Source organism: Alkalihalobacillus deserti, assembly GCF_020734105.1.
GTDB lineage: Bacteria > Bacillota > Bacilli > Bacillales > Bacillaceae_D > Halalkalibacter > Halalkalibacter deserti.
In genome coordinates this window covers 132322-156573 of the sequence record NZ_JAJAFR010000006.1, presented here as the reverse complement: position 1 = coordinate 156573, position 24252 = coordinate 132322, and the positions used below count along the sequence as shown (strand labels likewise).

Here is a 24252-nt window from a genome sequence, read left to right as displayed (position 1 = left end):
ATCATTAAGTCATTGCACATTTAACCATCTTGAGAAAGTAGATATACACTTCCTTTTGTTACACCTGTCGATTTGAGGTTCATTTTTTTGAGTAAATGAGCGCTGATCGATCTTGACGTGAGCTGAAGAAAGCCGCGCAATTGTTTGTTGGTTATAGTTTCGCTAATGAGGAGAGAGTAATCTTTTATTGCATTTAGATGGGCGTCTTTTGAATTGAGGTGACATTGAGGACAATTCCACAACCCATGTTTCCTTCTCATGGGGACAAAATAACAAATGGGACAATGAACGCCGCTCAATAGGTCTGTTTCCGAAAGGTTGAATTTCTGAAGGATATTCGAAGTTTTTGGAGTGTGATGTTTCAGAAGAAGTGATGTTAGTTTTCTCAAGTCTTTTGTTGATAATTTCTCCATTTTGTTTGCGTGGTCAAATTGCTTGATCTTACTAGGAAGGTTAGCATTATGAATCAACTGTTTTAACCTGGGATCTGAATGAGAGGATTTTATAATTGTAGATGGATGCGAAATAACCACTAAAGTTTCAACTGCTACTGGAGGAAACTTATGATTACTAAGCCATTTGACAAACTGTTCTTGCTGGAGGCTCACTTGGACGAGCGGATTAGGAAAACCCGTTTCTTTCCCATCAAGAATTCGGATCATTTGATCAAACTTGTCATCAAAATAAATAGTACCTTTAATATTTTTCACTTCAATAATGAAGAAGTAACACGGGGATAGAAGCAGGAGATCGATCTGAAAATAAGAAGACTGATGAAAGAGTCTGAGGTCGTGGAAAGCGAAGAATTTTCTGGGCTCAAGTAGATTTAGATAATAATCAAGTGACTGCTCTCCGCGATATCCAGCCATACCAGTTGCAAACTTCTCTTCAATAAGCGAATGTTTCGGATGGTTCGAGGGCAAACGTCGCAGCAACGCTCGTAATTGCTCAACCTCCAGTGGAATTTTCAGTTCTTTTTTAATCAATTAGTTCAACTCCTTTTTGGCTTAAGGATAAATTCTACAACTTTTTCAAAAACCCTCTAAACTTTTTTAAAAGAGGGAAACAGCAAGTACGCTTATTGTTCAACACATACGAAATTTATGTAATTGCACGAAAACAAATGATTATTGCTCAAGTATTTAAATAATTGCACAAATTCAGCTTATAATTGCGTGAAAATCAAAGTAATTGCACGAAATACCATCACATATGCACAAACAGCAAAAGCCCGAACAAAAACAACCGCATGACCTCTGCGGTCATGCGGTTGATGGTATGGTTTTGGTGGAGACGGTGGGACATGTTATTCCAAGCTTTCGCACTGGCACTGACTATATCTTGAACTTGAGATAACTCAAGTCCCTTGGCGTGTTATGAAGCACATATATTTGTCAAAGACTGAATGCTCCATCCTAGTACTACCTGTATTGGCAGCCTATAAGTCGATACACGGCTGTTGGATTACTCCACATACCGCTCGATATTACCCTATCATCCAAAACGGATGACGTAGACTTCATCGATAAAGCCAAGTTATCACTCATGTGTCACCACATAAGGCGACTATTTCCATAATCGAACCCACGTCCAGAAACAACGACACTTATGCTTCTACGAGCGTAGTCATCGAATTAGTATTTCGCTAACACTTCGGCCCAATGACAGGCTTTGGTGCAGCTAGTCTGATTGATCTCTTCCTTCACCCTCAGACGGAGAGTAACCGGCGTATCCCACTTAGAGTGAGTCCCAGATCCTACCACATGGGCGATGGAGGGTGGAACCGCAAAGCGCTATTAAGCTGCTAGTGCGAAGTTGTTGTTTTCTTTGCCAGTTAATTGGCTTTGGCGTTTTAACGAGGCCGACCCCCTCGACTCGCAACATAAGCACGACCTATCCCTGTCGAATCCTAAACGTCCCCAAGTTAAAAGTTAGCTCAAGAGATTCTCACTCATTGGCTAAGTGAATCGTCCAGAACAAAGAGTAACTCTCTGCCTGGACTCTTATTATAGCATACTGATTAGTGAATACAACTGGTAATTATCTACCATAAACACCAATTCAAGTTAGCCTTTTTGACGTTCTCTTAACGCACGATCGATATCACGCTTAGCATCTTGTCGCTTTAGTGTCTCACGCTTATCATAATTCTTCTTACCCTTCGCAACACCGATTAACACTTTAGCAAACCCATTTTTGATGTACACTTTCAATGGGACAATGGAATAACCTTTTTGTTGCGTTAGCCCAATCATCTCGCTAATTTGTTTTTTATGGAGAAGAAGCTTGCGCGCACGGGTAGGATCGTGATTGTAACGATTGCCTTGTTCATACTCACTAATATGAGCATTGTGTAAAAACATCTCACCATTTGAAATACGAGCAAATGAGTCCTTAAGATTCATACGTCCTAATCGCATCGATTTGATTTCCGTACCTTTTAACACTAAACCTGCTTCGTACGTTTCTTCAATAAAGTAATCATGACCTGCTCGTTTATTTTGAGCAATGACATTACGGTCTTTGTCTTTTACAGCCATTCGCTACACCCTTTTGCTTCATGACATTTCTTTTAATGATAGCAAATGTTTAAGAATGACGTCAATCAGTCTTTAGATTAGAGCAAAGATTTAACAAGCTTTGCTCCTTTTTTTGAATTATTTGCCTCGCTTCTTTCCTTTTTTACGCTTTGCACTTGGAGCATTTTCATAAAACTTTTTCTTTTTGCGTCCTTGCCCTTGGCCAGCGGTCTTTTCTCCGGTTTTTTCACCAGGATTTCCGCTCTCTTTCCCTCGTCGACCATTTCCACCACGAGCACCACCACGCGGTTCACGCTTTCCGCCAATGATTACTTTTGGACGATCTTTCGGTTCACGACGCTCTCTTGGTTTCATTCCGGTTACTTCAAAATCGATTGAAGCTTCATCAACATTGACATTGGTCACTTTGACTTCAATTTCATCACCGATGCGGAATATTTTCCCCGTTCGCTCGCCGATCATCGCATATTGCTTTTGATCATAGTGATAATAATCATCCGTTAAATAGCTAACATGAACGAGTCCTTCAATCGTGTTCTCAAGCTCGACAAACATCCCGAAATTGGTAACCCCGCTAATCATTCCGGTGAACGTTTCGCCAATTTTATCTTCCATGTACTGAGCTTTTTTCACACTATCGGTATCACGCTCAGCTTCTACAGCACGTCTTTCCATTTCAGATGCATGACGAGTTAATCCAGGCAGTACCGCGTTATTTTTCTCTTGCGTTGCTTCATCGACATTTCCTTTAATTAAGTACTCACGAATGAGTCGATGAACAAGTAAATCCGGATAACGTCTAATAGGCGATGTGAAATGCGTGTAGAACTCTGTTGATAAACTGAAATGGCCAATGCTATTCGTATCATACTTCGCTTGCTGCATGGAACGAAGCATTACCGTGCTAATCACCGTTTCTTCTGGTTCGCCTTTTACTTCTTCAAGCAGCTTTTGAAGTGCGCGTGGATGAACGGTATTCGCACTCCCTCGAACAACATAACCAAAGTTTGTAATGAACTCAAGGAATTTTTCTAGCTTCTCTGTATCTGGGTCTTCGTGAATTCGATAAACGAACGGGACCTTTAACCAATGGAAGTGCTCAGCAACTGTTTCGTTTGCTGCTAGCATGAATTCCTCGATTAATTTTTCAGCGACTGAACGTGTTCTGAGGACGACATCCGTTGCTTTTCCTTCTTCATCAACAAGCACTTTTGCTTCTTTAAAATCAAAGTCCATTGCTCCACGTTCAAAGCGTTTCTTCCGTAAAATCGCTGCAAGCTCTTCCATCTCCTCAAAAAACGGGACGAGCGGCTCGTAGTTTTTACGCGTTTCTTCATCTTTGTCGACTAAAATTTTATTAACATCAAAGTACGTCATTCGCTCAGTTGTCTTGATTACACTTTGAAAGATTTCATGTTTTTTAACATGTCCATTTGAGTCAATTTCCATTTCACAAGTAAGTGTTAGTCGGTCGACCTTCGGATTTAAACTACAAATTCCGTTAGATAATCTATGAGGGATCATCGGGATTACTCGATCGACTAAATACACACTAGTTGCCCGGTCCGCTGCCTCTTGATCAATCGGAGATCCTTCTTTAACATAATGGGTAACGTCAGCAATCGAAACACCTAATAAATAATTGCCATTCTCAAGACGCTTTACATGAACAGCATCATCTAAATCCTTCGCATCTGCTCCGTCAATCGTCACAATCGTTTCATGTCGCAAATCACGACGATCTTTAAGATCAGCAGGATCAATCTCATCTGGAACGGAATTAGCTTGTGCAATTACTTCGTCAGGAAACTCAATTGGAATTCCATGTTTATAAATGATCGAAATGATGTCCATTCCTGGGTCATTTTTATGCCCTAGCACTTTGATGACTTTTCCTTCTGCACTCATTCGGCCTTCAGGGTACTTGGTAATTTTCACAACGACTTTATGGCCTTCAACCGCGCCATTTATATTTTCTTTTGGAATAAAAATATCATTAGCAATACGCTTATCATCCGCCACAACAAAACCATACGATTTTTGATCCGAATAAAGACCAACTACCTCTGTTGTTCCGCGTTCAATAATCCGAATAACTTGTCCCTCTGGTCTTGATCCAGAACTTTTTTGATTTAAACGAACGAGAACGGTGTCTCCGTTCATCGCGCTATTCATATCGCCACTCGTTACATAAACATCATCCATGCCTTCTACTTCCGGGATGATAAAGGCAAATCCTTTTGCATGCCCTTGCACACGTCCTCGAACAAGGTTCATTTTCTCTGGAATGCCGTATCGATCGGTTCTCGTTCGAACGATTAACCCCCGATCTTCAAGTTCATTCAACGATTTAACAAGGTTTTTAAAATCGTCGCCACCTTCAATCTTAAATGCTTCCTCAATTTCTTTTACCGAAAGAGGTTTTTCCGCGGTTTCGCGAAAGTAAGTTAATAGTTGTTGAATTTGTTCTTCATTCAATGGTCCTTACTCCTTTCGTTCAAACAACTTCATTTTCATTTTTTTCTTACACGGTCCACTCTAGCTGTTCCAAAAAATGATAGATGTCTTCATGAAGCTGTTCTTTCTCTTTATCTAAAGTAATGACATGAGTTGAATGCTCATACCATTTTAATAACTTCTCATCTGCTTCAACGTGATCGTGAATGATGTTGGCACTGTTCGTATCAATCATTTCATCATGACGGGCTTGCACCACAAACGTTGGGGAATAAATATAATCGAGCTGTTCTCTAACATCCTCAATTAATTCCTGTAACGCGTTTAACGTTTCCATCGGCGTTTCCTTAAAAGCAGCCATCTCTTCTGCTATCTGCTCTGTCGGCTTCTGCTCGAGTTTTTTGTAGCCTTCTGCATACGCGAGTATCCCTTCATACATTGCATCTTCTGTTTTAGGTTTCATCGGAGCACACATAGGCACAATTCCCTTTATAGGTAGAGTGTACCCGATTTTAAGCGAGAATACCCCTCCAAGTGAAAGTCCGGCAACGGCAATCTCTTCATATCCTTGACCTTTTAGGTATTCATATCCTTCGACAACGTTCTTCCACCAGTCCTCAGGTCCCGTATGTATTAATTCTTCAGGCGGTACTCCATGTCCTTTATATAAAGGTGCATAACATGTATAACCTTGTTTTTGCAAATAGCGTCCAAGCATTCTCACATCAGCTGTCGTTCCTGTAAAACCATGCAAAAGCAAGACAGCACGATCTCCTCCTTCAAATGTAAATGGCTTAGGAGCAACCACTTTCATCTTCATCATCTTCCTCTCTACATAAAAATGCTTCAATCTTGTTCAGTAACAAATCCTTCTCAAAGCCATGGCAAATAAGATGCTTTGACTCCGGCAAAAAATGAAGTTCCTTTATTTTGGAACCGATGTTCTCATATAAATAGTGTGCACTTTTCCGCGGAACGACTCCATCCAACTCCCCTTGCAAAATTAATGCCGGCACATGTACTTTTTGAACATATGGTTTAATCTTTTTGACGACTTGCATAAACTGAAACACAGCCGACATGGGAGTTTCAGTAATTTTCTTACGATAGAGTTGGTAATGTTCATCTAAAACAAGCTCGCCACGAAGACGTCGACGAACAATGTCTTTAAGCTCCTGTAACAGCTGTAGCGGATTTACATAATAAGCTGCGGCACTCAGGAGAACGAGTTTATCAACGGGATATTTAGCAGCGAGGTAGGAAGCTAGCATACCACCCATTGAAAAACCAATTACAAACACTTGATCACAACGACTAAGCAACTCTCGTATCGCTACTTCAGCCATTATTATCCATTCCTGATAGGTTACTTCTTGAAGGTTTCCTGTTGGTCCATGTCCCGGTAAGGTCGGTGTATAAACAAGCCACTTCTTCTTTTCAAGAAAATAGGTTGAGATCGGTTCAACTTCCCACGGTTCACCGGTGAAGCCATGTAAACAAAGACAACCAATCATATCTCCCCACCTTTCTCCATGAATTAACCACTTCTCTGATCTTATTCATCCTTTTCGATAAGGCCTGTCCAATCAATTTTTCAGTAAGCTATTTTATGAATGTACATCATTACAGGAAATCAAGCAATGTTTTCCATTTTAACCTCTTCCCTATTGGTTTAAGCAAGTAAACGCACTTTCTACAATAAATAAAAAAACAGCAGGCATCGCCCACTGCTTTATGATTACATTAAATATGCGACTGTAATGGTTAGGACAAAAAACAATACAGCTAAAACGACTGTTGCTTTTCCTAAGACGGCATCCACGCCACGAGCTTTTTGTTTACCGATCAGTTGCTCTGCACCACCAGAAATCGCTCCAGAAAGACCGGCACTACGTCCTGATTGCAATAAAACAACTCCAATTAAGCCGATTGATACGATCACAAGTAAAACGGTTGCTATCATTTGCACGTTTCCTACACCTCCAAGCACAGTATGCGCTTATACTAATGTACCATAACTAACGTTTGATTCTCAACATAAAAAGTACAAGTTATATTAAGGATAAAATTTACGTTTTCCCAAATAATAAACATATAAATAGATAGGAGTGATAAAAGTGGATGTTAATCGTGTAAAACAAATCCTTTCGTCTTCTGCTGAGATTGACGTGCTATACAATGGTACGCCAGTTTGGATTGATAAATTAAATGAAGATGGTGCAACGGCGACTGTGCATTTAAGAGGTTCTTTAGAGGAAAGATCGGAAGTGGAAATATCAGAGCTTGAAGAAATATAATATATAAGAAAAATGGCGTTAGCTGTCTTTTCTTAGAAGCAATCCGTCGAGCCCTTGCTCTTCTTCTTTCATTCTTCATTAACCCGATCTGTAGAAACTCCCTCATTAATAAAGTAAGGTCAAAAAAGAGCTAACAGTTATCCTGTCAGCTCTTTTTCGTTATTGTAGCTTGTTTTGTTCAGTAGCCATTGCATTAAATAATTGTTGTTGCGCTTGAAGAACTTCTTGTTTTTCTTGTAAAATTTCTTGCTTCTTTTGAATAACTTGATGCTGTTGATCGCGTAATTGCTGTTGTTTATTCGTAACTTGTTGATGCATATTATCTAAATCCAATTTTCCTTGTTGCACTTGTTGCTGGGCTTGTTGAAGCTGTTGTTGTGCCTGTTGCAATTGTTCGTTTTCTAACTGCAACTGTTGTTTTGCTTGTTGTAGTGTTGTTTGAGCTTGCTGTATTTGCTGTGGAGATCCACTAGTTTGCGCTTCAATTAACGCTGCATTGGCTTCTTCTAATAAAAGTTGTGCTGGGTTGGTACTTGGATTCATAAGCAAGAAACCTCCAATATCATAATTTTAGGTGCCCAATCTTATCGTGCGCACAATCGGTTTTTCTATGCTGTACAATCCCTGCCAAACACGGCTCCGCTCCTGAATCCGAAACATGAATCAATTTTTTTTACAGTGGTTTATTCGAAGTAAGTTAAAGGAAGTTTATCAATTGAACAAGAAGATGATGAACACGAACAAATTAAATGCCGTATAAAAAGAAAAGGCAAATAAAGGCTTAACTACGAACGTAGGTTAGTTGAAGAAAACGTAAACCATTCTTGAAATTTGTTCAGTTTTTCGAAAAAATTGAATTGTATCGATTAAATTAAAAAGAAATAGGTTGAAATTAATAAATGCGATTGCTCCATAAAGGCAGTCGCTTTTTTGTACTAGGTGCAATTTATTCAAATGATTTTGCATTTCAATATTTGTAATGATTGGAATAATTTAATAGCGGATTTACACACTATAAGATAAGAAAAAATTGTTGAATTACACAACCAGTTTTCGTGACACACAAATGAACGGATTTAAAAATGAAAAAACAATTTGTACTTCTAGATAAAAAATCATGAAAAAATGACTATCAAAGGATAGTCTTTTTTCATTTTATAAATATCTTATTAGCAATAAAAGTAGGTTGTGTTTCAAGCAGTGCAGTAAATGTTATATACAAATAAATAGTCAAAAACCAAATACTATATTTATTCAGGAAAGGATAGCGTTAACTAACTATAAAATCAAACGCTCAAAGAATGAACTCTGAGCGCTTTTTCTTCTTATGCAAATGGTTGAGCAATGGTAAAAGCCTTCGCCACACGAGCTACTCGTTCGCCAAGACGGCCAGCCATTGTTAATTCCTCCACTACGGGTGTTCGTGATCCATCCGGTCCTGCGAGTGTCGAGACGCCATATGGAGAGCATCCAATTGCTTGATCGGTTAAATATTCTGGATTCTCTGTGTACGGCAACCCCACAAAAATCAAACCAAGATGCAAGAGTGGAACGAGTGAATTTAACAAAGTCGCTTCATGCCCTCCATGGATTGAGCCTGTACTCGTAAATAAAGCGGTTGGCTTTCCTTCAAGCTCACCAGTTGTACAAAACTGACCGGCTTGATCAAGAAAGGATTTCACTTGCCCGGGCATCGAACCTAAATAAGTGGGAAAGCCCCAAATAATTCCGTCTGCGTCCCGTAAATCATCCATCGTCGCGACCGGTATGCTCGCTTGTTCGTGTTGGACTTCTTTATAATCCTCTATTCGTTTCGTTAATTTAAAATGCTTCGCTAACCCTTCTTCTTCCTCAGCGTTACGCTGATTAACAATGCGAATATTCGGGTCTTCGAATTCAGGAATCCGGACGAGTTTAGAGGTGACACCGTCCACTCTGTCAACGCCTTTGGCAATTGCCTCACTCAGCGTCGCTATATGACCAAATGCACTGTAATATATAATTAAAACCTTCGTCAACATCGATCCCTTCTTTACACGTTTATCGTCTTACTGATTCCAGACTTTTTTTCACATGCGTTACCTGGAGCCATCTCCCCGCACCGTAAACCGCTCGTGTTTGTGGCAATTCGGCAAATAGCTCTTCAAGAGTCGTTGCATCAAACAACACAAAATCCGCTTTTTGTCCGAGTTCAATTCCCTTATGCTTTTGACCGACCAATTGCGAAGGAACGGTCGTGATCATTTGTAAAAGAGTAACGAGATCGTCTTTCCCCCCCATATGAGCGGTATAGCCTGTTAATTGGGCGATCTGCAACAAATCACCTCTTCCAAACGGATGAAAAGGATCACAGACATTATCTGATGCTGTCGCAATCGGTACGTCGGCCGCTAACAACTCACAAACCCGTGTGATGCCCCTGCGCACAACACCACGATCATCTCTTCCTTGTAAATATAAATTCGCCGCAGGTAGCGTGATCACACCAAACTTCGCTTCCTTCATTTTCGCAATAACTGATGCTGCCTTTTCATGATCCATCGCTGCTAATGAGCAAAGATGGTCGACGACGACTTTTCCTTGATAATCAGCTTCAACTGTTTTCTCAGCAATGTACAAAACCGTCTCAACATTTGGATCATCGCTTTCATCTGTGTGGAGATCGATCGGCAAATTATGCTGAAGTGCATACGTAAAAATTTCATCAATGCATTCTAACGGCTTCTCACTAATATGAGGAGCCCCACCAACACCGTCGACTCCCATCGTTAGCATTTTTTCAATTCTTTTACGATCGTCATCATCGTAAGGATAATACGGGAGCATCGGAAACACTTGAATATCGATAAAAGGAGCGAGTTCTTGCTTTAATTCTAAAGCCATTCTCACCCCGCGAAAAGTCGTTTCTTCTCGCACCTTCGTATTAAAGTCAATATGAGTTCGAATCGTCGTTGTCCCGTGTGCCAAAGCCGATAATGCCGTTTTCCTCATTCTATCTTTAACATTTTCATCCGTGAACGTTTCAGAAGCTTGTGTATAGCTTTGAATCGCTTCTAATAACGTGCCACTTTTATTTTCAGCTACAAGTAGAGAGTGTGATTTATCTAGATGCATATGCGCATCTGTCATTCCCGGCAAGAGAATTCGACCATCGCCATCCCATGTTAAATCGTCAGCTTCCTCATAATCTTCTCCGAGGAAAGAAAACATGCGATCCGCTTTTTGCTTCTGTTCGTGAGAATTTACCGCCATCACCTGGCCAGCTTTTATCGTAAGATCATAATAGAGCTCAGCGTCTAGAATAGGGATTTTTACATTGATCAACTTCATGTTCATTCCTAAACTTCCTCTCTTACTTGATTTCGATTTTGATGAAAGATCGTTTTTGTTGGAGCCGTTTCCAGAATTTCTCCTTGAGTGATCACCATCTCAGCTTTCGGTTGTCTTCTTAATAAGTCATGGGCGTTTGTGGCAAATACAAGGAGTAAATTGGCTTTGTTCCCTTCCGCAATTCCATAGCCTTTTAGCCCTAAGATATTAGCTGGTTGAGTCGTTACCATCTTAAAAACCGCGTCGAAACTCTGCTCCTGTCATGTGGGCTAAGCGGATAAAAAGGACTGAGAAATCATCATGGGCAACCGCTACCGTTATACCAGCATGATGCAAATTCTTCACTCGCGTAATCCCTCGACCTTTTGGCCAAGAATCAAAACGTCCTTGCATCACACTATTGATTGATGGCGTTGTGACGACATTGATTTTTGCTAATTGAAGTAAGTCAATTAATTTTCGGACATCGGCCTCATCATAATAACTCATCGCGTTAATATGGCTAACTGTGACTCGCTCTTTTAACCCCGATTCTATGGCAAGATCGGCTACAACCTCTAGAAAGTGTGATTGCCCTCATCAATTTCATCACAAAAAATATGAACAAAACGATCATGCTTTAGCGCCAACTGAAAACAGTCTTTTAAAAACTGACTAAGCGCTGGTTTCCCGCTTGTCAAGGCTGTACCCAAATGCAAATGAGACTCTACATATGGAAGAGAACCAATCTTCCTTCGCCAAGTACCACTTGACGATAGGTTTATTGACATGACCTATTTTCTCAATATGTCCATCTTTAACACCACTATCAAAAGTATTTTCACTAGATAATAAATGTACCTCTTTAATGACAAGATCAAACATTTGTCTCACCCATTAGTTGTGATTTAACCAACTGCTTTGTCTTTCCAGGATTTAAAAGATCATATGGATCGTTTTCCAGTATTCGTTGTTTGAAATTCACGACAAACTAGATGCCCCGAATACTTCCAATACTGAGGGTGATCAAACGAAGGCTTTCATCAATCCCAATATTTTTCACTCCTAATTCAGCTAACTACTTTGCAGCTAAATAATGGAGACCCGAATGACGCTTAAACCAGTCCTCCGTTCTATATGAGCGTTCATAGTGACCTGTATAGAGAAGGACAATGTCTCCCTCTTCAATTTGTTGTCCAGATTGTTTCAATGCTTCTTTTAAATGTTGTCTCTTCATATATTCGTCTGGGGATAGCTGAGAGAGATCCAAACAAATTGCAGGACAGTTTATGACTATTGCTTGTTTTTCATATAATAAACTAGTCTAGCAATAGAGTAATGTATAACCGGTTTTTTTTGGTGATAAGTTACCTAATCTGACAGATTTTTGAGAGAGGTTTTTTAAAAGCAAGTATGGTGAACCAACTCGACAGTCTGGAATCGGTGTAGCCGTGGTGGTCACTGAATCTATCTCCAAACAAAACTCAAAAAAGCATCCGCTACGCGAAATGCTTTTTATCTTCCCCATGCTATATACATCTTTAAGGTGCAACATTCATCAGCGCGTAAAGTAAAGGTTACCCCAGAAGGCGTATAAGAAGTTTCTGCAATAGTTTGTACACCCGTTTCTCTAATAATACGATCGACTTCTTCATCGTCACTTTTTTGCGCCGCATCCATCAGTTGAAACATTTTATCTTGTGACGATACAAGGCTATTGACCACGACTTTCCCCTGTTCTAACAAGGTTTTAAACGTTTGTAATGATTGTTCGAATTTGGATGTATCGACAGGAGGAAATTGACGATAGTATGCGGGGTGAAATTGATAATAGACTTGATAAAACATTGTACTAAGACCCCCAACTTTTTAGTTCTTACAATATATGTGGTTGACCTGAGTAGAGTGAACACATGACTCTCATTGCTTTCCCCTGTATTTGTTTGATCAATTTTTTTATGAATTAAGACATATAGTAGTTATAGATATTATTTTTAGGGTAAAGTGATAAGAAAAGGAGAGACTTATCATGAAAACAAGTTTTTTAGGATTTTTTTTAGCTCTAGCTATTCTCTTAACTGGATGTACCCAAACAGAAACTGAACTAGTTGAACAGGAACCTACTGCTCCATCCGAACAAGAAGAGACTGATCAAACACCTGAAGAAAAGCCAGGCGATGAAAGCGAAATTGATTCAGTTACAGATGAGGAAACGGAAAAACAAAATCTTTCACTAGAGGAAACATCAGACACCATTGTTCAGCTTTTAAAGGATCACAAAATGAAGGAGTTAGCCGAGTTTGTCCACCCAACGGATGGCGTACGCTTTTCTCCTTACGGTTACATTGATGTTGAAAACGATCAAGTTTTTTCAGTAGAAGAAGTGAAGCAACTATGGGAAGATGAAACCGTTTATCATTGGGGACAACATGACGGTAGTGGTGAACCGATTGATATGACATTTCTACAATACTATGAACGCTTCGTCTATGATCAGGATTACGTAAACGCGGAGGAAATAGCCGTTAATGAGCGACTTGGGCAAGGAAATACACTTGATAATACTGAAGAGGTTTATCCTAATGCCACCGTTGTTGAATATCACTTTTCTGGCTTTGAAGCGCAATATGAAGGTATGGATTGGAGAAGTCTTCGGCTTGTCTTGAAAGATGATATTTTTACTTGTTTGTTGTTTTAAAACATTCATGATGAATGGACAATCTAGAAAAGCAAAACCGACTCTGCTCAAACAGAGTCGGTTTTGCTTTTCGATTATTTGATTCCACCAGCAGGATGATAGGCTGGTGGAATTTTTAACCATCCGCGCTGTTTCTTTAACGTTCTTAATGTGGTACTAAACACAAGTAATTCAGCTTGAAACTCAGCCCACATCATTCCAATATCATTTCTGATCGCCTGAGCTTGCCCCCTGGCACATTCTACAAGAGAAGCTGCTACTTTTATTGCGAGGCTGTTTGCTAGTTCATCATCAGTCATTTTCACACCTTGAGGAACATCAAGAGGCGAAGAATCCGGCTTGGGTGGTGATGTATGCGGAAGTGGAACCCCTTCTTTAATCAGAAATTTTTCTAAACGGTCACTTTGTTCTTTACACATTTTATAGGCATCTTTTAATAGCTTAACCACATCTGAATCAGTTGTTGTATTTAAACCCACCTCTTCAAATCGTAACATCTCTTTCATTGCTGTAAAATAAGTCCAACACGTCATCACTTCACCAATATGCATGGGGGTTTCCTGCCCCTTATCATTATCACTAGAAGATTTTAAGATATCCCAAAATGCTTCAAAAGGATTAGACATTTTTCTCACCTCCGTCTCATTCATTTTCCCCAGAGTGATGTGAGAATATTTGTATACTCAAAAAAAAATGACGTGTGAATAAACTTAAAGGTACTGAAAAAGATCAAACCATTCAAAAGTGATTCGGGGAAGCGGCCATGGCTCCACATGTTGCGTGCCTGCAATAAGAACCCCACTCACAACGGGCTTAAGACTTAGCAACGGGCACGCTCATACTAAAAAGGCTACTGAACAAGGTAAAAACCTTTTTCAGTAGCCTCATTAAACTATTACTTCTTCAAGTTATAAAATGCAGAACGTCCGCCGTAAGTTGCCACGTTCGCAAGCTCATCCTCGATGCGAAGAAGTTGGTTGTACTTCGCCACACGGTCAGAACGTGATGGTGCACCGGTCTTGATTTGACCAGCATTTGTTGCAACAGCGATGTCAGCGATTGTCGCATCCTCTGTTTCACCAGAACGGTGAGAGATAACAGCTGTATAACCAGCGCGTTTAGCCATTTCGATTGCTTCGAACGTTTCCGTTAAAGTACCGATTTGGTTTACTTTGATTAGGATTGAGTTACCAATTCCCTTTTCAATTCCTTCAGCAAGCTTCGCTGTGTTTGTCACAAACAAGTCGTCTCCAACAAGCTGAACTTTTCCACCAAGACGTTCAGTTAGAAGCTTGAAACCATCCCAGTCGTTTTCGTCTAAGCCATCTTCAATCGAGATGATTGGGTATTTAGAAACAAGCTCTTCATAGAAACCAACCATTTCCTCAGAAGTGAAGCTTTTGCCTTCACCAGCTAAGTGGTACTTCTTATCTTCTTTGTTGTAAATTTCAGAAGCAGCTACGTCCATTGCAAGCATAACTTCTTCACCAGGCTTGTAGCCGGCTTTTTCGATTGCTTCGATGATCGTTGAAAGGGCTTCTTCGTTTGAAGAAAGGTTTGGAGCGAATCCACCTTCATCCCCTACAGCTGTATTGTAGCCTTTTCCTTTAAGAACAGACTTCAGGTTGTGGAAAATTTCCGCACCCATGCGAAGTGCTTCGTGGAAGTTTTCCGCTCCAACAGGCATAACCATGAATTCTTGAATGTCGACGTTGTTATCAGCGTGCTCTCCACCGTTGATGATGTTCATCATTGGTACTGGAAGTTGTTTCGCGCTGAATCCGCCAAGGTAGACATATAAAGGTAAACCAAGAGCGTCAGCAGCAGCATGTGCCACAGCCATAGAAACACCAAGAATTGCATTAGCACCTAGCTTGCTTTTGTTTTCAGTACCATCAAGCTCGATCATTAATTGGTCAATACCAAGTTGATCAAGTGCGTCAAAACCGATTAACTCAGGAGCAATCACTTCGTTTACGTTATCGACCGCTTGAAGAACCCCTTTACCCATATAACGCTCTCCACCATCACGAAGCTCAACTGCTTCGTATTCACCTGTAGAAGCACCACTTGGTACTAAAGCGCGACCCATCGCACCAGACTCAAGGTATACTTCCACTTCAACTGTCGGATTACCACGTGAATCTAATACTTCGCGAGCATAAACATCTGTAATCATTGTCATTGTAAAGTCACTCCTTCAAATATATTGTATTATTTCAATTTATTGTTAGTTAGAATGTTGTTTTTCATTCAGGGCCAACCGTATTAAGGTTCGACTAGAATAAAAACATTCCTGCTTTTATTTGTGAATTATTTTTGAACCAATGAAATCCCGGTCATTTCTGTTGGTTGCTTTCCACCTAAAAGGGCTAATACCGTTGGTGCTAAATCTGCTAATTTACCATCTTGACGTAATGTAACATTATCCTCGGTTACAATAACTGGTACGCGGTTTGTCGTATGTGCAGTCATTGGCTTGTCTTCAGGTGTAAGAACCTCATCAGCATTCCCGTGATCAGCGGTAATAACAGCGGCTCCCCCTTTTGCGACAATCGCATCGACGATTTTTCCTAGACACTCATCGACAACTTCCACCGCTTTAATCGTTGGCTCAAGCATCCCTGAATGTCCAACCATGTCTGGGTTAGCAAAATTTAAAATAATTGCATCGTGCTTATCTGCTTCAATGTCTGCTAGTAACGCGTCCGTTACCTCGTAAGCACTCATTTCAGGCTGTAAGTCATATGTTGCTACTTTAGGTGAATTGATTAAAATCCGTTCTTCACCTGGGAACGGCTCCTCACGACCTCCACTAAAAAAGAACGTGACGTGGGGGTATTTCTCCGTTTCCGCAATGCGAAGCTGTTTGTAATTTTGTTGAGCTAATACTTCACCGAGCGTATTGTCTAAGTTTGATGGCTTGAATGCAACAAACCCATCAACCGTCTCACTAAAATGTGTTAAGCATACATAGTGAAGGCGTTCTGGGTGATTTTCGCCACGATCAAAGCCACGGAAGTCTTCGTTTGTGAATACTTGTGACATTTGAATGGCTCGGTCTGGACGGAAGTTAAAGAAGATAACCGCATCATCATCTTGAACCATACCTACCGGAGTGCCATCTTCTTTCGTAATAACAGATGGAATAATGAACTCGTCGAATATCTCATTTTTATAGCTATCTGTCACAACATCAATCGGATTCGTGTAAGTTGGACCTTCGCCGTACACCATCGCACGGTAGGACTTCTCGACACGCTCCCAACGACGATCGCGATCCATCGCGTAATAACGACCGTGAAGCGAAGCCAATTCTCCTACACCTAAATCCTCTAATTTGCTTTGTAAGCCTCGAACATAAACTTCAGCCGACGTTTGACCAACATCACGTCCATCAAGAAACCCATGAACATACACCTTTTCTACGTTTTCACGCTTGGCCAGTTCAAGCAAGGCAAAAAGGTGATCGACATGGCTATGAATACCTCCATCTGAAAGCAGCCCATACACATGTAGCGCACTGTTTTTTGCCTTAGCATGATTCATCGCATCAAGAAACGTTTGATTTTCAAAGAAGTCTCCTTCGCGAATCGATAAATTCACGCGCGTTAAGCTTTGATAAACGACACGTCCTGCACCAATGTTCAAATGCCCTACTTCCGAATTCCCCATCTGACCTTCAGGTAAACCAACGGCCTCCCCTTGCGCTTCAAGAGTGGCATGGGGATATTGATTCCAATAACGATCAAAGTTCGGTTTCTTCGCTTGAGCAACCGCATTTCCTTTTACTTCATCTCTCATCGCAAATCCGTCTAAGATGATGAGAGCGACGGGCTTTTTACTCATTTGCCTTCCTCCAAAAGTGAAAGGAATGAATCCGTTTCAAGGCTAGCGCCACCAACAAGAGCTCCGTCAATGTCAGACTGACCCATGTATTCTTTAATATTAGCAGGCTTAACGCTGCCGCCATACTGAATACGAACCGCTTCAGCTGCTTCCGTTGAGAAAGCCTCAGCTACCACTTTACGAATGTATGAACATACTTCGTTTGCATCGGTTGGCGAAGAAGATTTTCCTGTGCCGATTGCCCAGATTGGCTCATAAGCAATAACGGTATTTTTCACTTGCTCATCCGTTAACCCAGCAAGACCAGCCTCTACTTGAACTTTAACAACATCGTTCGTTTTGCCCGCTTCACGCTCAGCATCTGTTTCACCGCAGCACATGATTGGAACAAGATTATGTTTGAAAGCAGCGTGAACTTTTTTGTTTACTGTTTCATCCGTCTCAGCAAACATTTCACGGCGCTCTGAGTGACCGATAATGACGTAGTCCACTTTCATATCAGCTAGCGCTACAGGGCTAATCTCACCTGTAAAAGCACCGTTCTCTTCGAAGTGAACATTTTGAGCTCCGATTTTAAGGTCTGTTCCTTCTGTCGCACTTACTAGGCTTTCTAAAAACAATGCTGGTGCACAAACAACAGCATCCACTTCACTATTAGCCGGAATAGTCGTTTTCACTGCGTTCACAAATTGCTTCGCTTCACCTAGTGTTTTGTTCATTTTCCAGTTACCTGCAATAATTGGCTTACGCATCGTAATCACACTCCTTATTTATCGTTTAAAGCAACAAGTCCCGGAAGTTCTTTTCCTTCCATGAATTCAAGGGACGCTCCACCGCCCGTAGAAATATGACTCATTTTATCCGCAATTCCAAACTTTTCAACTGCTGCTGCCGAGTCTCCGCCACCAATAACAGAGTAAGTATCTGTGCTTTCCGCGAGGGCTTCCCCTACGCCACGAGTACCTTTTGAGAATGCTTCTAATTCGAACACACCCATTGGTCCGTTCCAAATAACTAGTTTCGATTCAGAAATAACTTTACGATATGTATCAATCGTTTTTGGTCCAATATCAAGTGCTTCCCAGTCTGAAGGGATTGAATCAATATCCACGACTTTAATATTGGCATCATTTGAAAAATCATCAGCAACTGTCGCGTCAACTGGTAATAACAAGTTCACATTGTTTGCTTTTGCTTTTTCCATGAATGTTTTGGCAAGATCAATTTTGTCTTCTTCAAGAAGGGACTTACCAATTTCATGGCCCTGTGCTTTGACAAATGTATAAGCAAGTCCACCACCAATAATAAGGTTGTCGACTTTATCAAGAAGGTTATCTATGACACCAATCTTGTCTTTTACTTTTGCTCCACCGATAATGGCCGTGAATGGACGCTCTGGATTTGATAGGGCTTTACCAAGGACGTCTAGCTCTTTCTCCATTAGAAGGCCTGCTGCTGCCGGTAAGTGATGTGCAATTCCTTCAGTTGAAGCATGGGCGCGGTGAGCAGCACCGAACGCGTCATTAACATACACATCAGCAAGTGCAGCAAATGCTTTTGCAAGTTCTGGATCATTCTTTTCTTCACCAGGATAGAAGCGAACGTTTTCAAGTAGAAGTACATCCCCTTCTGCAAGTGCATTAGCCGCTTCTTCTGCTTGTGGTCCAAATGCTTCATCGACCTTTTTAACCTCCTTGCCTAGTAGCTCACTTAAACGAGCTGCTACAGGTGTTAAACGAAGCTCTTCTACGACTTCTCCTTTTGGACGGCCGAGGTGAGAAGCAAGAATGACTTTTGCACCTTGTTCCATTAAAGCTTGGATCGTAGGGATTGCAGCACGAATACGAGTTTCGTCTGTTATTTGACCAGCCTTCATCGGAACGTTGAAATCAACACGACAAAATACCTTTTTCCCTTTTAGATCAAGATCACGGATCGTTTGTTTGTTCATTTGCTAGACCTCCTGCGCATGCAATATTTTTCACAGCGGAAAAAAGAGGAGAAGCAAATCCTTCTTCCTCCTCTTTCCAACTATTCTCTATTATAGTCCTTGCTTAGCCATGTAATCAACAAGATCTAAAACACGGTGAGAGTAACCAGACTCGTTATCGTACCAAGAGATTACTTTTACCATGTTACCTTCCATAACCATAGTTGAAAGAGCATCAATTGAAGATGAATGTGGGTTACCGTTATAGTCACTAGATACTAGTGGTTCTTCGCTGTAGTGAAGGATTCCTTTTAATGGACCTTCAGCTGCTTCACGAAGGGCATTGTTCACTTCTTCAGCAGTAACGTCTTGGTTTAACTCAGCTACTAAATCAACTAAAGAAACGTTTGGAGTTGGAACACGCATAGCTCCACCATTTAATTTACCTTTAAGCTCAGGAAGAACAAGAGCAACCGCTTTTGCAGCACCTGTAGTAGTTGGGATGATGTTCTCAGCAGCCGCACGTGCACGACGATAATCCTTATGTGGAAGATCAAGGATTTGTTGGTCATTTGTGTATGAGTGGATCGTTGTCATCATACCGCGCTTGATTCCGAACTTATCGTTAAGAACTTTTGCGAATGGGGCAAGACAATTCGTTGTACAAGAAGCGTTTGAGATAACGTGGTGGCTTCCTGCATCGTACTTATCTTCATTAACACCCATTACGATTGTGATATCTTCGTCAGAAGCAGGAGCAGAAATGATAACTTTTTTAGCACCAGCTTCGATATGTTTAGCAGCATCCTCACGCTTCGTGAAGAAACCAGTAGATTCAACAACTATTTCTACACCACGGTTTGCCCAATTAAGTTTAGCCGGGTCACGCTCAGCAGAAATATTGATTTCTTGTCCGTTAACAACTAAAGAATTTCCGTTTACAGAAACTTCAGCATCTAAGTTACCGTGTACTGTATCATATTTGAGTAAGTGTGCAAGCATATTAGCATCTGTTAAATCATTAATTGCCACTATCTCTACTGCAGGGTTGTTAAGCGCTGCACGAAATACGTTACGTCCAATACGTCCAAAACCATTAATACCAATTTTTGTTACCATGTTAAAATTCCTCCTAGAGTTAATTCTTAGATTTATCAAAAAGAGCAATGCCCTTTTATCTACTATTTAATTTCAATAATGACTCGGCAGCCGCTTCATCTGTAATCAACACATCGCTCGGACGATATTTCATGTAAGCACTAATGGCTTCCGCCTTCGAGCTTCCTCCTGCAACAGAGATCACATTTTTTTGCTCACCAAGGTCATCAAGCTGTAAACCAATCGTTCTTTGCTTATAGATTAGTTTTCCGCTTCGGTTAAAATAAAAACCAAAAGCTTCTGCTACAGCCTCTTCCCGACTCAGCTTCTCAATGAACGAATCGACCGAATCTCGTCTAAGTGCCATCGTTTTAGCATCACCAATTCCGTGAATAACAGTTCGAGCCGATTGAATCAGCTTTAGGATATCCTTAACAGAAGGTTCTAATACTAACGATGAGTAAGCTTCTTCACTAATTTGATCAGGCACATGTAACAAGCGATATTGTGCGCCCGCTCGACTGGCTAGTTGAGCACTAATCGTATTCGCTTGATTCTCAACTTGCTCACCAAGTCCACCCCGTGCTGGCACAAAAACCACTTCTCTTGTTTTTGCATCAGGCTGCATCATTTGAGCAACAGCTGCGAGCGTTGTGCCACCCATAACAGCAACAACATCTTTAGGTTCCATAATACGCTTTAGTTCGCTAATACAAGCACGGCCCATCTCACGTTTTACCCAATCATCTTGATCACTGTTTCCAGCGACTACGATTACTTGCTTCACACCAAGTTCTTTTTCTAACTTGCTTTCAAGCTCCCTTAGCCCAAGTAATTCCTTCATCATCTCTTCTAACTTCAGAAAAAGTTGTTCGCCTTCTTCTGTAATACTCATCCCTGCAGTTGCAAAGTGAACAAGTCCTTGATCTTTTAAAAAGGTGACTTCTCCTCTTAACACGCGTTCTGACAATTGCAAGCTAGAAGATAAATTTCTTCGACCAATTGGTTGCATCAGCTTAATGTAGTGGAGGATCCGATAGCGCTTGACCATTACGTCAAGCAAATCAGGTAATAATTTTTTTTGAATATCTAATAATAGTTGCATAGAATCATACTCCCTTTTCTCATCATAGGACAAAATTAGTCCCACTAAGACTTTTTATGTCCCGATCAAGGTAAAAAAAAAGACCAAATCCTTCCTACAGATTTATATTACCAAGGATCAGGTCATCGCACAAGTTAAATTTGCCTATTTAATTCAAGTAAACGCTTTCTTACTTTTTCTTTTGAGATTTGCCCAAAATCTATTTCTTCATCATTAATTAAAATGACCGGGATCATGATTTGATATTTTTCGAGCAACTCATCATCCTGATAAATATCAACTATGTTCAGATCAAAATGAAATTGTTCTGCTAATGGTTTGATTTTATCAATGGCCTTATCGCACAGCGGGCAATCAATCTTTGACATGACGGTTACTTCTAGCATTTGTGTTATCACTCGCTTCTATTCAATGTTCATTCGAGTTAGTTCAAAAAGGTAAAGTTCAACCTTTTTGCGTTGAAGTTTGCAATGGCTCCGCTCAGAGTAGGCTTAAAACCTTGCAACGCCTTTGCTCATTGCTTCGAGCTAATAGGAAAAGGCAAATTTCCACCTTTTTCTATTAGCTCTCAAATCTTTTTCTCTTTGATGAGGAGGGGATTCCTAATTCGTCACGATACTTTGCAATGGCTCTTCTTGATACGGTAGTATCTTTCTCCTGTTGCAACCAGTTTACTATTTTGGCATCGGATAAAGGTTTCTGCTTGTTTTCACTCGCAATAAGTTCCTTCATCCATTCTTTAATCGAACGGCTTGATGTCGATTCTCCTAATCCATTTTGAACAGAAGAAGAAAATAATGATTTTAACTCAATGACGCCTCTTGGTGTATCAGCATACTTGTTCGTAGTCGCTCGACTTACCGTCGATTCATGAACTTCAATCTCGTCAGCAATTTCTTTTAATGTCAGAGGCTTTAACGCACCGTTTTTATTTAAAAAATACTCTTTTTGATGGCGCGCGATCGCTTCTCCTACTTTCACAATCGTTTGCTTGCGTTGCTGGATGCTTTTCATCAGCCATTGCACCTGTTGTATTTTCTGTTTAGCATATTGGGATGCCTCGTTATCGGCTTCATTTTTTAACAACTCTTCATAATGACGATTCAAACCAACATTTGGAATTATATCATCTTCTAAATGAACTAGAAGATCTCCCTCATATGGTACAATCCTCAACTCAGGTCTCACAAATTGAACCGGCTCAGACATATATTGTGTTCCTGGCCGTGGATCTAATGTTTGAATTAAATCATTTACTTCTTGGATTTCGGCAAGGCTCACACTTAGTTCAAGGGAAATTTCTTTCCACTTTCTTTTAGCAAAAGGCTCCATGTAATGAGTAAGAACTTGCTCAGCCAAAAAATTTCTTTTTTCTAGACGCTCTAATTGAAGAAGCAAACATTCTTGAAGGTCACGTGCTCCCACTCCAGCTGGTTCAAAACTTTGCAACGTAAATAATAGGTCTTCCCCTTCTTCAATGTCAATGCAAAGCTCTTCACATAGTTCCTCAAGCGGACGAGCTAAGTAGCCATCTTCTCGCAAGCTATACACTAAATAGGTAAAATCTTTTTTCTGTTTATCCGTTAGTCTCAGCTCTTGAATTTGTAATAGAAGATGGTCACTTAAATTCGCTCTTGTTACAAGGGCATAGTCAATTGGCGAGGGGTGGTCTTCCTTGCTTGCATGTGTAAAAGTTGAATAAGAATACTCTTCCATCTTGGGCCGTTCTTTCACATCAAGTAACGGGTTATCAAGTGCTTGATCATTAATGAAATTGGCTAATTCTACTGCCGAAAACTGTAACAAATGAATTGCCTGACGTAACTCCTGAGTCATGACAAGACTCGTTGTCTGCTGTTGATAAAGACCAAATTGCACATCCGTCCCCTCCCTTACTTAGAAATCTTTATTCCGTTGAATTTTAATCGAAGTTATCGTTTTCTTTCCGTAAACATCATAATCTTCCTTTATATTTTTTTATAGGAAATCAGATGCCTACACTCCCAATAATTCAAATTCTCTCTTCTCTATTGTAAACGCTTTCTAATATCTATGCTACTCATTGTTTATTTCATTCCTAATCTTATTATATCGGATAAATAACTTCAAAACTATGTTAATGATTAGCAAACTCGTTTAGATATTTTAAAAACGGATATTATGAAAGGAGGGTTTAATTATCTTGATATGGAATAGTATGTATAGGAGGTTTGAAAAAAAGAGTAAATTTAAACCTCTGTGAAGAAGGCTTATCATTTGACCTTCTTTGACCTTTTTTGTATGATGTACATAACATAGAGATGATAGACGATTACTTTTTAACTATCATCTGTAACACAAACTCACCCCATTTTAAAGGAGGAATTTTTCAATGAATTTAATCCCTACAGTTATTGAGCAAACGAACCGAGGCGAGCGTGCATATGACATTTACTCGCGTTTATTAAAAGACCGTATCATCATGCTTGGCAGTGGTATTGATGACAATGTCGCAAATTCCATTGTCGCACAGTTACTGTTCCTACAAGCAGAAGACCCTGAGAAAGATATCTCTATTTACATCAATAGCCCTGGTGGTTCAATCACTGCTGGTATGGCTATCTACGACACAATGCAGTACATAAAGCCTAAAGTATCAACAATTTGTATCGGTATGGCTGCATCAATGGGCGCATTCTTATTAGCAGCGGGTGAAAAAGGAAAGCGCTTTGCCCTTCCTAACAGTGAAATTATGATTCACCAACCACTTGGAGGAACACAAGGTCAAGCATCTGATATCCAAATTCACGCAAAACGCATTCTTGAAATGCGCGACAGCTTAAACAAAATTTTATCTGAGCGCACAGGTCAACCTCTAGAAGTGATTGAGCGCGATACAGATCGTGATAACTTCATGCTTGCAGCGAAAGCAGCTGAGTATGGTTTAATTGACAAAGTTATTCCAGCTTCGAAATAAGGTTCGTGAAAAC

General features: G+C 40.4%; 25 protein-coding genes, 1 other RNA gene and 1 pseudogene. 3 read left to right on the top strand and 24 right to left on the bottom strand.

The features are described 5' to 3' along the window. Window positions 1-20 precede the first annotated feature (20 nt). The 7 genes from LDX58_RS13390 to secG form a co-directional block, all read right to left on the bottom strand. Window positions 21-986 carry a nuclease-related domain-containing protein gene (locus LDX58_RS13390; RefSeq protein WP_227937343.1) on the bottom strand — a complete coding sequence of 322 codons (966 nt, stop codon included), beginning with the start codon at window positions 984-986 and terminating at the stop codon, window positions 21-23. 589 nt (window positions 987-1575) lie between these two features. Continuing rightward, window positions 1576-1913, bottom strand: a transfer-messenger RNA (tmRNA) gene (ssrA, locus tag LDX58_RS13385). A 153-nt stretch (window positions 1914-2066) separates the two neighbouring features. Beyond that, window positions 2067-2540: an SsrA-binding protein SmpB gene (smpB, locus tag LDX58_RS13380; RefSeq protein WP_227937342.1), complete on the bottom strand. Its 474-nt coding sequence runs from the start codon at window positions 2538-2540 to the stop codon at window positions 2067-2069. 117 nt (window positions 2541-2657) lie between these two features. Beyond that, window positions 2658-5018: a ribonuclease R gene (gene rnr, locus LDX58_RS13375; RefSeq protein ID WP_227937341.1), complete on the bottom strand. Its 2361-nt coding sequence runs from the start codon at window positions 5016-5018 to the stop codon at window positions 2658-2660. 46 nt (window positions 5019-5064) lie between these two features. After that, on the bottom strand, window positions 5065-5811 hold the full coding sequence (locus LDX58_RS13370) for an alpha/beta hydrolase (RefSeq protein WP_227937526.1): 747 nt from the start codon (window positions 5809-5811) through the stop codon (window positions 5065-5067). Then, the gene (locus LDX58_RS13365; protein WP_227937340.1) at window positions 5792-6511 is read right to left on the bottom strand and encodes an alpha/beta hydrolase; all 720 of its coding nucleotides are present in this window, start codon (window positions 6509-6511) and stop codon (window positions 5792-5794) included. Before LDX58_RS13365 ends, LDX58_RS13370 begins: the two co-directional genes overlap by 20 nt. Before the next feature lie 224 nt (window positions 6512-6735). Beyond that, window positions 6736-6960: a preprotein translocase subunit SecG gene (gene secG / locus LDX58_RS13360; RefSeq protein ID WP_265416692.1), complete on the bottom strand. Its 225-nt coding sequence runs from the start codon at window positions 6958-6960 to the stop codon at window positions 6736-6738. Between the two features lie 154 nt (window positions 6961-7114). Here secG and LDX58_RS13355 point away from each other — a divergent pair, with 154 nt between their 5' ends. Further along, window positions 7115-7294 (top strand): H-type small acid-soluble spore protein, encoded by a 180-nt coding sequence (locus LDX58_RS13355; protein WP_227937338.1) that lies wholly within the window; start codon window positions 7115-7117, stop codon window positions 7292-7294. A gap of 159 nt (window positions 7295-7453) precedes the next feature. On the opposite strand, the gene LDX58_RS13350 is transcribed toward LDX58_RS13355, so the two are convergent. The 8 genes and pseudogenes from LDX58_RS13350 to LDX58_RS13315 form a co-directional block, all read right to left on the bottom strand. Continuing rightward, on the bottom strand, window positions 7454-7837 hold the full coding sequence (locus LDX58_RS13350) for a hypothetical protein (protein WP_227937337.1): 384 nt from the start codon (window positions 7835-7837) through the stop codon (window positions 7454-7456). Window positions 7838-8619: 782 nt separating this feature from the next. Further along, window positions 8620-9312, bottom strand: a complete 693-nt coding sequence (gene wrbA, locus LDX58_RS13345) for an NAD(P)H:quinone oxidoreductase (protein ID WP_227937336.1) — start codon at window positions 9310-9312, stop codon at window positions 8620-8622. A gap of 22 nt (window positions 9313-9334) precedes the next feature. After that, window positions 9335-10630, bottom strand: coding sequence for an amidohydrolase family protein (locus LDX58_RS13340; protein WP_227937335.1), 1296 nt, complete (start codon window positions 10628-10630; stop codon window positions 9335-9337). A gap of 2 nt (window positions 10631-10632) precedes the next feature. Next, entirely contained in the window at window positions 10633-10854 is a 222-nt protein-coding gene (locus LDX58_RS13335; protein ID WP_227937334.1) for a hypothetical protein, read from the bottom strand. 1 nt (window position 10855) lies between these two features. After that, window positions 10856-11176: pseudogene (locus LDX58_RS13330) on the bottom strand (amidohydrolase family protein); the annotation flags it as partial. Between the two features lie 102 nt (window positions 11177-11278). Next, window positions 11279-11488: a hypothetical protein gene (locus LDX58_RS13325; protein WP_227937333.1), complete on the bottom strand. Its 210-nt coding sequence runs from the start codon at window positions 11486-11488 to the stop codon at window positions 11279-11281. A gap of 193 nt (window positions 11489-11681) precedes the next feature. Next, window positions 11682-11879, bottom strand: coding sequence for a cyclase family protein (locus LDX58_RS13320; protein WP_308017518.1), 198 nt, complete (start codon window positions 11877-11879; stop codon window positions 11682-11684). 239 nt (window positions 11880-12118) lie between these two features. Then, window positions 12119-12451: a YuzC family spore coat inner layer protein gene (locus tag LDX58_RS13315; protein ID WP_227937331.1), complete on the bottom strand. Its 333-nt coding sequence runs from the start codon at window positions 12449-12451 to the stop codon at window positions 12119-12121. Window positions 12452-12632: 181 nt separating this feature from the next. On the opposite strand from LDX58_RS13315, the gene LDX58_RS13310 reads away from it, so the two are divergent. After that, window positions 12633-13301 carry a hypothetical protein gene (locus LDX58_RS13310; RefSeq protein WP_227937330.1) on the top strand — a complete coding sequence of 223 codons (669 nt, stop codon included), beginning with the start codon at window positions 12633-12635 and terminating at the stop codon, window positions 13299-13301. Between the two features lie 74 nt (window positions 13302-13375). Here the strand turns inward: LDX58_RS13310 and LDX58_RS13305 are convergent, their stop codons facing one another. The 9 genes from LDX58_RS13305 to rpoN form a co-directional block, all read right to left on the bottom strand. Next, on the bottom strand, window positions 13376-13927 hold the full coding sequence (locus LDX58_RS13305; RefSeq protein ID WP_227937329.1) for a DUF3231 family protein: 552 nt from the start codon (window positions 13925-13927) through the stop codon (window positions 13376-13378). Between the two features lie 269 nt (window positions 13928-14196). Next, window positions 14197-15486: a phosphopyruvate hydratase gene (gene eno / locus LDX58_RS13300; RefSeq protein ID WP_227937328.1), complete on the bottom strand. Its 1290-nt coding sequence runs from the start codon at window positions 15484-15486 to the stop codon at window positions 14197-14199. A gap of 128 nt (window positions 15487-15614) precedes the next feature. Beyond that, complete coding sequence (gene gpmI, locus LDX58_RS13295; RefSeq protein WP_227937327.1) at window positions 15615-17150, bottom strand: 2,3-bisphosphoglycerate-independent phosphoglycerate mutase; 1536 nt, start codon at window positions 17148-17150, stop codon at window positions 15615-15617. After that, complete coding sequence (gene tpiA, locus LDX58_RS13290; RefSeq protein ID WP_227937326.1) at window positions 17147-17902, bottom strand: triose-phosphate isomerase; 756 nt, start codon at window positions 17900-17902, stop codon at window positions 17147-17149. Before tpiA ends, gpmI begins: the two co-directional genes overlap by 4 nt. A gap of 14 nt (window positions 17903-17916) precedes the next feature. Further along, window positions 17917-19101 carry a phosphoglycerate kinase gene (locus tag LDX58_RS13285; RefSeq protein ID WP_227937325.1) on the bottom strand — a complete coding sequence of 395 codons (1185 nt, stop codon included), beginning with the start codon at window positions 19099-19101 and terminating at the stop codon, window positions 17917-17919. A gap of 90 nt (window positions 19102-19191) precedes the next feature. After that, entirely contained in the window at window positions 19192-20199 is a 1008-nt protein-coding gene (gene gap / locus LDX58_RS13280) for a type I glyceraldehyde-3-phosphate dehydrogenase (RefSeq protein ID WP_227937324.1), read from the bottom strand. A gap of 55 nt (window positions 20200-20254) precedes the next feature. Next, window positions 20255-21283, bottom strand: a complete 1029-nt coding sequence (locus LDX58_RS13275) for a sugar-binding transcriptional regulator (protein ID WP_227937323.1) — start codon at window positions 21281-21283, stop codon at window positions 20255-20257. Between the two features lie 134 nt (window positions 21284-21417). Beyond that, window positions 21418-21651, bottom strand: coding sequence for a glutaredoxin family protein (locus LDX58_RS13270; RefSeq protein ID WP_265416679.1), 234 nt, complete (start codon window positions 21649-21651; stop codon window positions 21418-21420). A gap of 193 nt (window positions 21652-21844) precedes the next feature. Next, window positions 21845-23161 carry an RNA polymerase factor sigma-54 gene (gene rpoN / locus LDX58_RS13265; protein ID WP_227937321.1) on the bottom strand — a complete coding sequence of 439 codons (1317 nt, stop codon included), beginning with the start codon at window positions 23159-23161 and terminating at the stop codon, window positions 21845-21847. A 493-nt stretch (window positions 23162-23654) separates the two neighbouring features. Here rpoN and clpP point away from each other — a divergent pair, with 493 nt between their 5' ends. Further along, window positions 23655-24239, top strand: coding sequence for an ATP-dependent Clp endopeptidase proteolytic subunit ClpP (gene clpP, locus LDX58_RS13260; RefSeq protein WP_227937320.1), 585 nt, complete (start codon window positions 23655-23657; stop codon window positions 24237-24239). Window positions 24240-24252: the final 13 nt, after the last annotated feature.

Excerpts from the sequence above, each read along its gene's own strand:
- smpB (WP_227937342.1), bottom strand. The coding sequence starts at position 2,540 with ATGGCTGTAAAAGACAAAGACCGTAATGTCATTGCTCAAAATAAACGA.
- LDX58_RS13370 (WP_227937526.1), bottom strand. The coding sequence starts at position 5,811 with ATGAAAGTGGTTGCTCCTAAGCCATTTACATTTGAAGGAGGAGATCGT.
- LDX58_RS13365 (WP_227937340.1), bottom strand. The coding sequence starts at position 6,511 with ATGATTGGTTGTCTTTGTTTACATGGCTTCACCGGTGAACCGTGGGAA.
- secG (WP_265416692.1), bottom strand. The coding sequence starts at position 6,960 with ATGATAGCAACCGTTTTACTTGTGATCGTATCAATCGGCTTAATTGGA.
- LDX58_RS13350 (WP_227937337.1), bottom strand. The coding sequence starts at position 7,837 with ATGAATCCAAGTACCAACCCAGCACAACTTTTATTAGAAGAAGCCAAT.
- LDX58_RS13340 (WP_227937335.1), bottom strand. The coding sequence starts at position 10,630 with ATGAACATGAAGTTGATCAATGTAAAAATCCCTATTCTAGACGCTGAG.
- LDX58_RS13335 (WP_227937334.1), bottom strand. The coding sequence starts at position 10,854 with ATGGTAACGACTCAACCAGCTAATATCTTAGGGCTAAAAGGCTATGGA.
- LDX58_RS13325 (WP_227937333.1), bottom strand. The coding sequence starts at position 11,488 with ATGTTTGATCTTGTCATTAAAGAGGTACATTTATTATCTAGTGAAAAT.
- LDX58_RS13315 (WP_227937331.1), bottom strand. The coding sequence starts at position 12,451 with ATGTTTTATCAAGTCTATTATCAATTTCACCCCGCATACTATCGTCAA.
- LDX58_RS13310 (WP_227937330.1), top strand. The coding sequence starts at position 12,633 with ATGAAAACAAGTTTTTTAGGATTTTTTTTAGCTCTAGCTATTCTCTTA.
- LDX58_RS13305 (WP_227937329.1), bottom strand. The coding sequence starts at position 13,927 with ATGTCTAATCCTTTTGAAGCATTTTGGGATATCTTAAAATCTTCTAGT.
- eno (WP_227937328.1), bottom strand. The coding sequence starts at position 15,486 with ATGACAATGATTACAGATGTTTATGCTCGCGAAGTATTAGATTCACGT.
- gpmI (WP_227937327.1), bottom strand. The coding sequence starts at position 17,150 with ATGAGTAAAAAGCCCGTCGCTCTCATCATCTTAGACGGATTTGCGATG.
- tpiA (WP_227937326.1), bottom strand. The coding sequence starts at position 17,902 with ATGCGTAAGCCAATTATTGCAGGTAACTGGAAAATGAACAAAACACTA.
- LDX58_RS13285 (WP_227937325.1), bottom strand. The coding sequence starts at position 19,101 with ATGAACAAACAAACGATCCGTGATCTTGATCTAAAAGGGAAAAAGGTA.
- gap (WP_227937324.1), bottom strand. The coding sequence starts at position 20,199 with ATGGTAACAAAAATTGGTATTAATGGTTTTGGACGTATTGGACGTAAC.
- LDX58_RS13275 (WP_227937323.1), bottom strand. The coding sequence starts at position 21,283 with ATGCAACTATTATTAGATATTCAAAAAAAATTATTACCTGATTTGCTT.
- LDX58_RS13270 (WP_265416679.1), bottom strand. The coding sequence starts at position 21,651 with ATGTCAAAGATTGATTGCCCGCTGTGCGATAAGGCCATTGATAAAATC.
- clpP (WP_227937320.1), top strand. The coding sequence starts at position 23,655 with ATGAATTTAATCCCTACAGTTATTGAGCAAACGAACCGAGGCGAGCGT.